The sequence below is a fragment of the Candidatus Eremiobacteraceae bacterium genome, from assembly GCA_036511855.1.
GTDB lineage: Bacteria > Vulcanimicrobiota > Vulcanimicrobiia > Eremiobacterales > Eremiobacteraceae > JABCYQ01.
In genome coordinates, this window is sequence record DATCBN010000066.1 from 24,911 (window position 1) to 32,095 (window position 7,185).

Here is a 7,185-nt window from a genome sequence, read left to right on the forward strand (position 1 = left end):
TTCTCGTGGAGGTCGTTCGCGGAACCGTCGTGCAAGCGGGCCGGTTTGGCGCCGTCGTACGATTGGACGACGGACGGCTCGCGACCGTTGCATCCGACGATTCGTGTTTTCCCGCCATCCGGCGCGCAGTGGCCGAACGGCGCAGGCCCGCGTTCGAATTTGAAATCGTCGACGAATCCAGCGGCAGACCGCGAGTTATCCTCGCAGCGGAACGCGGTTCCGACCGCGCGCCGGAACGCGCGCCGTCCACGTCGTTCGAACAGAAGATAGCCGACTATTTGCGCCAGACGGCGGAATGGGATCCGCGCGGCGCGGCGTCGGACCTGCGGCCGCCGAAGTTCGATCGCCACGCCGGCAAGCGGCGTTCGTAGGCGCGACACACAAGCGCATAGGGGGATATCGGCGAGAGGGCCAACCTTTGCGCCATGTCGCAGGTCGAGCCGGTCAATGTCCCGGGTTGTTTCATTCGCATCGATGGCGTCTATACCGCGCTCCGGACGGCTGAAAAACGCGTCGCCGACTTCATCAAGGCGCATCCCGAAGAGCTCATCCACTTCACGGTCACCGAGCTTGCCGACGCAACCGCAACGAGCGAATCCACCGTGGTGCGGCTGAGCCAAAAACTTGGCTACAAGGGATATCAAGAATTCAAGATCATGTTGGCGCGCGATCTTGTGGCGCCCGCCGACACCATCTTCGAAGCGATCACGCCGCAGGATTCCATCCAGCAGTTGAAGTCCAAGGTCTTCCAAGCGAACATCCAGGCGCTCAAAGACACGATCGAGGTGCTCGACGACGCCAGCCTTCAACGCGCCGCGGACGCGATAGGGCGGGCACGCAGGATGGATATCTACGGCGTGGGCGGTTCGTCATCGATCGCCTACGACGCCTACCACAAGTTCCATCGCATCGGCATCACGTGCTTTGCGATGTCGGACGCGGATTTTCTCGCGACGTCTGCGGCACTGCTCGGGCCCGACGATGTGGCGCTTGGCATCTCGCACACCGGGAGCAGCCGCGATGTGGTCGAGGCGCTGCGCGCCGCGAAGGAAAACGGCGCTACCACGATATGCGTCACGCACAATGCGACGTCGCCGATCACACGAGTCGCCGATATCACCCTTTTCACCGCCGCGCGTGAGACCGCATTTTCAAGCGATGCGATGACCAGCAGACTCGCGCAGCTCTCCATCCTCGACACCGTCTACCTCGCAGTGGCCCTGGCGCGCTACGACAAGTCGCTTGGCTTCATCCAAAAGACGCGCCAGGCATCGGCAGCCAAACGCTATTGACGAAGTTCCGATGTACGAGGGCAATCCGTATTAGGGCAAGCCGTACTAGGGCAAGCATCGCTTGCCCCCAAAAAATGGGCAAGCGATGCTTGCCCTAGTACAGTCACCCTCCCTCAGAACACGACAGTGAGAGCCGCCGTCATCTCCATCGGTACGAATTCGTGCCGCTTGTTGATCGCTTCGTTCGAACCCGACGGCCAGTTCAAGCCGGAATATCACGAATCGCGCGGCACGCGCGTGGGCGAGGGCATCGCGCCCGGCAAGTTGCTTGAGCCCGCCGCGGCAGAGCGCACGCTGGCGGCCGTCAAGGATTATGCGGAACTTGCGAAACATGCGGACCGAGTTTTCGCGATCGGCACGAGCGCACTGCGCGAAGCGGCCGACTCGAGCGCGTTCGCCGCGCGCGTGCATGAAATAACCGGCGCCGAACTGCACATACTCGAGGGCGACGAAGAAGCACTCGCCTCGTTTGCCGGCGCCCGACACGGATTGGCGGCGGCGGGCGTAAAAGTCGATGCCGGGCTGACCGTGGCGGACGTCGGCGGCGGCAGCACGGAGATCGCTCGCTGCGATGGAGACGATCAGCCGGTGCGCACATCGTCATTGCCGCTTGGAGCGGTTCGTCTCACCGAACGTTTTCTGAAATCGGATCCACCGACCAGCGATGAAGTCGAGCGCTGCCGGGCCGCCATCGCGCTTAGTCTCGCGGGCATCGATGCAGCAATGCGGCCTAAAGGCATGTTGGCATTTGTCGGGGGCACGTCGGCGACAGCGGTTCGCATGCTGCAAGCCGACACGGCTGACGGTGTGGCGCGAATCGGCACAGCGGCCCTTTCAGATCTCGGCCGCGCGGTGACGGCGCTCCCGGTGGCGCAGCGCAAAAAACTGCACGGTCTGTCCTCCCAGCGCGCCGACATCATCGCCGCCGGGCTTCTCGTCGTCGAGTCGATCGCTGTCGCCGCTAACGCATATGAAGTAGCGGTCGTTCAAGCCGATCTGCTATCGGGCTATTTGCTGGAACACGCCGGATCGTAGTCACACTATAACCTAGCGGAGCTTTGGCCGGCGGGAAGAATGCTCGATAGGAGACGAATTTCACGTCAAGCGCCCGCGAGCGCGCGTCGACGGCGCAGAAATAGAAGGAGAGCACATATGGTATTTAAGCTTTCCGGTATTGCATTATTGGCCGCGCTGTCTTGCGGGGTACTCACGCAAGGCGCAGATGCTGCGTCGTTAAACGCCCCATTGCGACTCGACGGCGCGAGTCCTAAGGGCCCGCTCATCGGCGACTCGTCGGGTGCGCTCTACGGCACGACACAAACCGGCGGCGGATCCGAATGGGGAACGGTATTCAAGCTTACGCCGAACGGCAGCGGCTACCGGGAGAGCGTGCTGTATCAATTCAAAGGCAAACCGGACGGCGGCGATCCTATGGCCGGCCTCCTCGGCAATAACGCAGGTGCGCTATTCGGCACGACCTGGGTTGGCGGCACAGCCGATAGGGGCTCGGTCTTCAAACTAACGCCGAATGGGACCGGCTATAGCGAGAAAGTGTTGTATAGTTTCCAAGGCGGTTCCGACGGCGGCTCGCCGCAATGCACACTCATCGAAGATGCTCATGGCGGACTTTACGGCACCGCGAGCGGCGGTGGAGATATCGGCCAAGGAGTCGTCTTCAAATTGACTCGGAACGGCAACGCTTATCTAGAAAGCGTGCTGTACAGCTTTCAGGGCGGCGCCGACGGAGCCGGTCCGTCATCGCTCTTAGCAGACTCGAGCGGCGCACTTTATGCCACGACTTCGGGCGGCGGCGCATTCGGAAAAGGTATAGTTTTCAAACTCACGCCGAATGGCAATCAATACAGTGAATCGATATTGTTCAATTTCGACGGCCGCTCAGGCGGAGGTGAGCCCAGCGCCTCACTCAGTGCCGATGCCGCAGGCGCGCTCTACGGCACGGCTGTGAATGGCGGAGACCCATTCTGCGCGCAAGCCGGCTGCGGCTCTGTGTTCAAGCTCAGCCCATCCGGCGGCGGCTACAACGCGAGCGTACTCCACACGTTTGGAGGCGGGTCCGACGGCAAGTGGCCATTCGCCGCGGTGATCGTCGACAGCTCAGGGTCGGTGTACGGCACAACGCGGGGAGGCGACGCAGTTCCGGGAACTGTTTTCAAGCTGACGCCGAACGGCAACGATTATAGCTACCACGTCATCCATCGCTTCACAGGTCGAGATTTCCCCTATGCGGCGGTCATCGAAGACGGCCTAGGCGCGCTGTATGGAACCACGGTTTACGGCGGCACCTACGGGATTGGAAGCGTCTACAAGCTGACACCGCATGGAGTCAAGTACGGCGAGCGGATCCTCCACAGCTTCCATCCCTAAACGGCCTTCACTTTGCGAACGAAGAGCTGCGCGAAGTGCGAACGCAAAGGCCACGCGGTGACGAACCAGAGCAGTGTTGTGAACAACGGGAGCGGCAATCCGCTCGGCAGCATGGTGATGTGGAAATTCAGTACGTTCGCGAGAACCGATGCGAGCAAGACCAATGCCAACGGAACATACTGATCGATCAAGAGCATGACGGCCGCGATGACTTGCACGGCGAAAACCATGATGTAGAAATGCGAGTCGATCATGGTGTTGAAGAAGGCTCCGGCCATGCCGCTGATCGGAGGCGTGGGCAGGAAGTGGAAAAACCCATTGAGGCCCAGCACGAGAAATATGATCCCCAAGAGTATTCGCGCGATCACGCTCATCACGTTGGTAAAACCTCCGCAAGACGCTCGAGACTCTGGGTCCAGCCCTCTTCCATACCGTCGAGATATTGGGCGGCTTGGTCGGTTGCCGAGAGCACGCGCGCGTGCAAGGTGAGCCTCGTTTTTTCGCCCTGCTCTTCGAATACCACAGTGTTCAGTATCTCAAACAGCGGATCGCCGTTTTCATCAAGGGGAGTGCTCGTAAAGACAAGCCGTTCGGGCGCGACTACTTCATTAAAAACGCCCGTCATCGGATACACCGTGCCTTCCGGGCCCCGCATATGGATACGGATCGCACCGCCTTCACGAACGTCCACCTCGCACACGGGATTTGTGAAGTGGTGGGGGCCCCACCACTTCGCGAGCTGATTCGGGTCGGTCCAAGCCTGGAACACAAGATCTCGAGGCGCATCGAAAACGCGCGTGATCGTGAGATCCGGGAATTTCGATGAGCAAGCGTCAGCCTCAGCGGCCATCGGTGCGCCCTTTCTGAATGTCTTTTAGATATATGTCGAGCCGCTCGAATCTCTCATCCCAGAATCGACGATAGTCGTCGAGCCATCCCACGACATTTCGCAGCGGGCCGGCATCGAGGCGGCACGGTCGCCACTGTGCCGAACGACCGCGCACGATCAATCCGGCGCGCTCGAGTACCTTCAGATGCTTGGACACGGCCGGAAGCGTCATTTCAAATGGCGCCGCTAACTCCGTGACGGATGACTCGCTCGATGCCAAGCGCGCAAGAATCGCACGGCGCGTCGGATCGGCAAGTGCAGAGAACGTGCGGGTCAGAGCCGCTTCGTCGTATTTTACCACTAGGTTAAATACTAGAACATCCGGCCGCGGTTGTCAACCCCATCGAGGGGGCGCACCGTCGGGCGAACAATCCGGCTGGCAAATCATGGATACGACCACAGAATACGCGCTCGCATTTGCCTTGACGACGACCGCCGGATTGCGCGGCTTCCTCGCGCTTCTAGTCGCGTCGCTCGCGGCGCACGCCGGGTGGATCCATCTCAATGCGCCTTATGCGTGGCTCGGTTCGGACGCCGCAAGCATCGTCTTAGCAGTCTTCGCCGTGCTGGAGATTCTCGCCGATAAGTTCCCGGTCATCGACAACGCACTGCACGTTGTCTACTTCGTGGTCAGGCCCGCAGCAGCGGCGATTCTCGTCGGCGGCACGGTCCACGCGCCGAACCAAGGCGAGCTGATCGGACTTATGGTGCTTGGAGCGCTCAATGCGTTTGTCGTTCACGGCGCGGCGGCGGCGACTCGCGCCGCGAGCACGGCCGCGACGCTCGGCGCAGCGAACCCGGTGTTGAGCGTCGGCGAAGACATCGTCGCGTTGGGAGGGAGCGCGCTCGCGATCACCATGCCGATCGTTGCGGCCGTTCTTGCTCTCGTGCTCGTGGTTCTATTACTCGTCGTGGCCGGGCGCATTCGCGCGCGAGCGCGGCGACGCGTAGCGGAGGACGAACAGCAGACGTGACCGAAAGCCGCGCGAACGTCGAAGGAAAGGAACTTCAAAGCAATGATTCTTAAGCGTTTTTCGTCTTCGTTCGCTGCGATTTGCGCCATCGCGATGCTTTCGGGATGCGGCAGCGGCAGCAGCGATACTTCGTCAACGGCCACCACCGCCGCCGCGTCGGGTGCGCCCGCCATGATGTCCGGAACTCATCACGGATACATGGCCAAGCCGCTCGCTAAGGCAGTTCCGGTGCCGGCCGATCTGCATTGCACCGGCGATGTCGTGGTCTGGGTGAATCTGAAGACCAAATCGTTTCACGAGTCCACCGATCCGTATTTCGGGCGCACCGTGGACGGCAAGTATATGTGCAAGGCGGATGCCGTCACTGCGGGAGATCACGCCGCGGGCAGCATGCGCTCCCACAGACATTCGCCGGCACCCGACGCAAGCCCGGGCGGCGATTAACAGCTAACCTCGACTCCGGTCGAGAAAGGGAAGGTTCGCCATGGAATGGGTCGTCAATCTTGCCCACTCATTCGCGTGGGTTCTCTTTATCATCTTCATCTTCGCGGTCATCGGATTCATAGCCACGATTCGTTGGATCATCGGGTTAGTGACCGGCGCCGAGCAAGCCGTCGTCACCGGCGTCGAAGGCGTCGAACGCAGCATCGAGCGGAAGTGAGCAGCGGGGAGCGTCGATCATGAAGCGGACAACGGCCTTAACTCTCGCCATGGTTGGATTGCTGTGCACCGGATGCGCCGACAATGGCGGGAAAAATACCGCCGCTGCGCCGCGCGTGACGCCCGGGACCATCAGCAATCCCACCGATTTTCCGTTAGGCGCGGACGCCAAAATCCTTGACGCAAAGCCGTTCAACCAGGCCATCACCAACGCGCAAGGTGCGGGCGGCACGGCCATGTCGCAAGGCATCGGCACGTACCACGGTCACACGATGATCGCGCAAAGCACGGCGTCGCTTGCCAACGTCAAGTCCTGGCTCAAGAAGTTGGAGTCTGCGCCACCCGCCGGGTACGAGTTCGTCTCCACGGCGCAACGCCCCCAAGCCGTGGCGGCCGCCGGGAAATATGGCGTCACCTATGCCGTGTTCAAACGTGGCTCCAAAGGCGCCATCATCGCCGTCATCGATTCGACGCTCGCGCACGACAAAATCGGATTCATGCTCGGCCTCGTCGACAAATACCGCATGCTTCCGGCGAGCATGCGCGGTTCCATCGATGAACAGGTGAAGAAAGAAACGGGCGTGTCGGTGACCGAAGCGCTCGATCCCAGCGCGCCCATCGGCATGACCATCGAGGCGCTGCGAGACGTCAACGGCAGCGACGATCCCGCGATCGTCGTCGTGGACGCCACCAAAGAAAAGTCGTAGGTAGCGCGTCGATGAACGATTTCAAACAGTTCCTGTTCCGCGGCAACGTCGTCGACCTAGCGGTCGGCGTCGTCATCGGCGTGGCGTTCGGCACCGTCGTCACCGCGTTCGTGAAGGACCTCATCACCCCGCTGATCGCAGCCATCGTGGGCAAGCCGGATTTTTCGGCGATCCAGTTCACGGTCAACGGAAGCGTATTCGGCCTCGGCGACTTCATCAATGCGCTGCTTTCGTTCGTGCTGGTCGCTGGTGCCGTTTTCTTCTTCGTCGTCAAACCC

12 protein-coding genes are annotated in these 7,185 nt (G+C 61.1%); 9 read left to right on the forward strand and 3 right to left on the reverse strand.

All coding sequences use genetic code 11. The features are described from left to right. Positions 1 to 5: 5 nt before the first annotated feature. From VII69_09005 to VII69_09020, 4 genes are all read left to right on the forward strand, one after another. The gene (locus tag VII69_09005; protein ID HEY5095238.1) at positions 6 to 371 is read left to right on the forward strand and encodes a hypothetical protein; all 366 of its coding nucleotides are present in this window, start codon (positions 6 to 8) and stop codon (positions 369 to 371) included. 54 nt (positions 372 to 425) lie between these two features. Then, positions 426 to 1,292, forward strand: a complete 867-nt coding sequence (locus VII69_09010; protein ID HEY5095239.1) for a MurR/RpiR family transcriptional regulator — start codon at positions 426 to 428, stop codon at positions 1,290 to 1,292. Between the two features lie 126 nt (positions 1,293 to 1,418). Next, complete coding sequence (locus VII69_09015; protein HEY5095240.1) at positions 1,419 to 2,327, forward strand: hypothetical protein; 909 nt, start codon at positions 1,419 to 1,421, stop codon at positions 2,325 to 2,327. A 117-nt stretch (positions 2,328 to 2,444) separates the two neighbouring features. Then, entirely contained in the window at positions 2,445 to 3,677 is a 1,233-nt protein-coding gene (locus VII69_09020; GenBank protein HEY5095241.1) for a choice-of-anchor tandem repeat GloVer-containing protein, read from the forward strand. Here the strand turns inward: VII69_09020 and VII69_09025 are convergent. Genes VII69_09025 through VII69_09035 form a run of 3 tightly spaced genes read right to left on the reverse strand, consistent with a single transcriptional unit; the run spans position 3,674 to position 4,867 of the window. Further along, complete coding sequence (locus VII69_09025) at positions 3,674 to 4,054, reverse strand: DoxX family membrane protein (GenBank protein HEY5095242.1); 381 nt, start codon at positions 4,052 to 4,054, stop codon at positions 3,674 to 3,676. The two genes, VII69_09020 and VII69_09025, sit on opposite strands and share 4 nt — an antisense overlap. Further along, positions 4,051 to 4,527 carry an SRPBCC domain-containing protein gene (locus tag VII69_09030; protein HEY5095243.1) on the reverse strand — a complete coding sequence of 159 codons (477 nt, stop codon included), beginning with the start codon at positions 4,525 to 4,527 and terminating at the stop codon, positions 4,051 to 4,053. The genes VII69_09025 and VII69_09030 overlap by 4 nt, the downstream gene beginning before the upstream one ends. Beyond that, the gene (locus VII69_09035; GenBank protein HEY5095244.1) at positions 4,517 to 4,867 is read right to left on the reverse strand and encodes a metalloregulator ArsR/SmtB family transcription factor; all 351 of its coding nucleotides are present in this window, start codon (positions 4,865 to 4,867) and stop codon (positions 4,517 to 4,519) included. Before VII69_09035 ends, VII69_09030 begins: the two co-directional genes overlap by 11 nt. A gap of 85 nt (positions 4,868 to 4,952) precedes the next feature. Between VII69_09035 and VII69_09040 the strand changes: the two genes are divergently transcribed. The 5 genes from VII69_09040 to mscL all read left to right on the forward strand — a co-directional run. Next, entirely contained in the window at positions 4,953 to 5,540 is a 588-nt protein-coding gene (locus tag VII69_09040; protein HEY5095245.1) for a DUF4126 domain-containing protein, read from the forward strand. 42 nt (positions 5,541 to 5,582) lie between these two features. Continuing rightward, a complete protein-coding gene (locus tag VII69_09045; GenBank protein HEY5095246.1) occupies positions 5,583 to 5,984 on the forward strand; it encodes a hypothetical protein in 402 nt (133 codons plus the stop codon). A 40-nt stretch (positions 5,985 to 6,024) separates the two neighbouring features. Then, a complete protein-coding gene (locus VII69_09050; GenBank protein HEY5095247.1) occupies positions 6,025 to 6,201 on the forward strand; it encodes a hypothetical protein in 177 nt (58 codons plus the stop codon). Between the two features lie 19 nt (positions 6,202 to 6,220). Continuing rightward, positions 6,221 to 6,907, forward strand: a complete 687-nt coding sequence (locus VII69_09055; protein HEY5095248.1) for a hypothetical protein — start codon at positions 6,221 to 6,223, stop codon at positions 6,905 to 6,907. Positions 6,908 to 6,918: 11 nt separating this feature from the next. Then, positions 6,919 to 7,185: large conductance mechanosensitive channel protein MscL (gene mscL / locus VII69_09060; protein ID HEY5095249.1), on the forward strand; the 267-nt coding region annotated here is incomplete at its 3' end.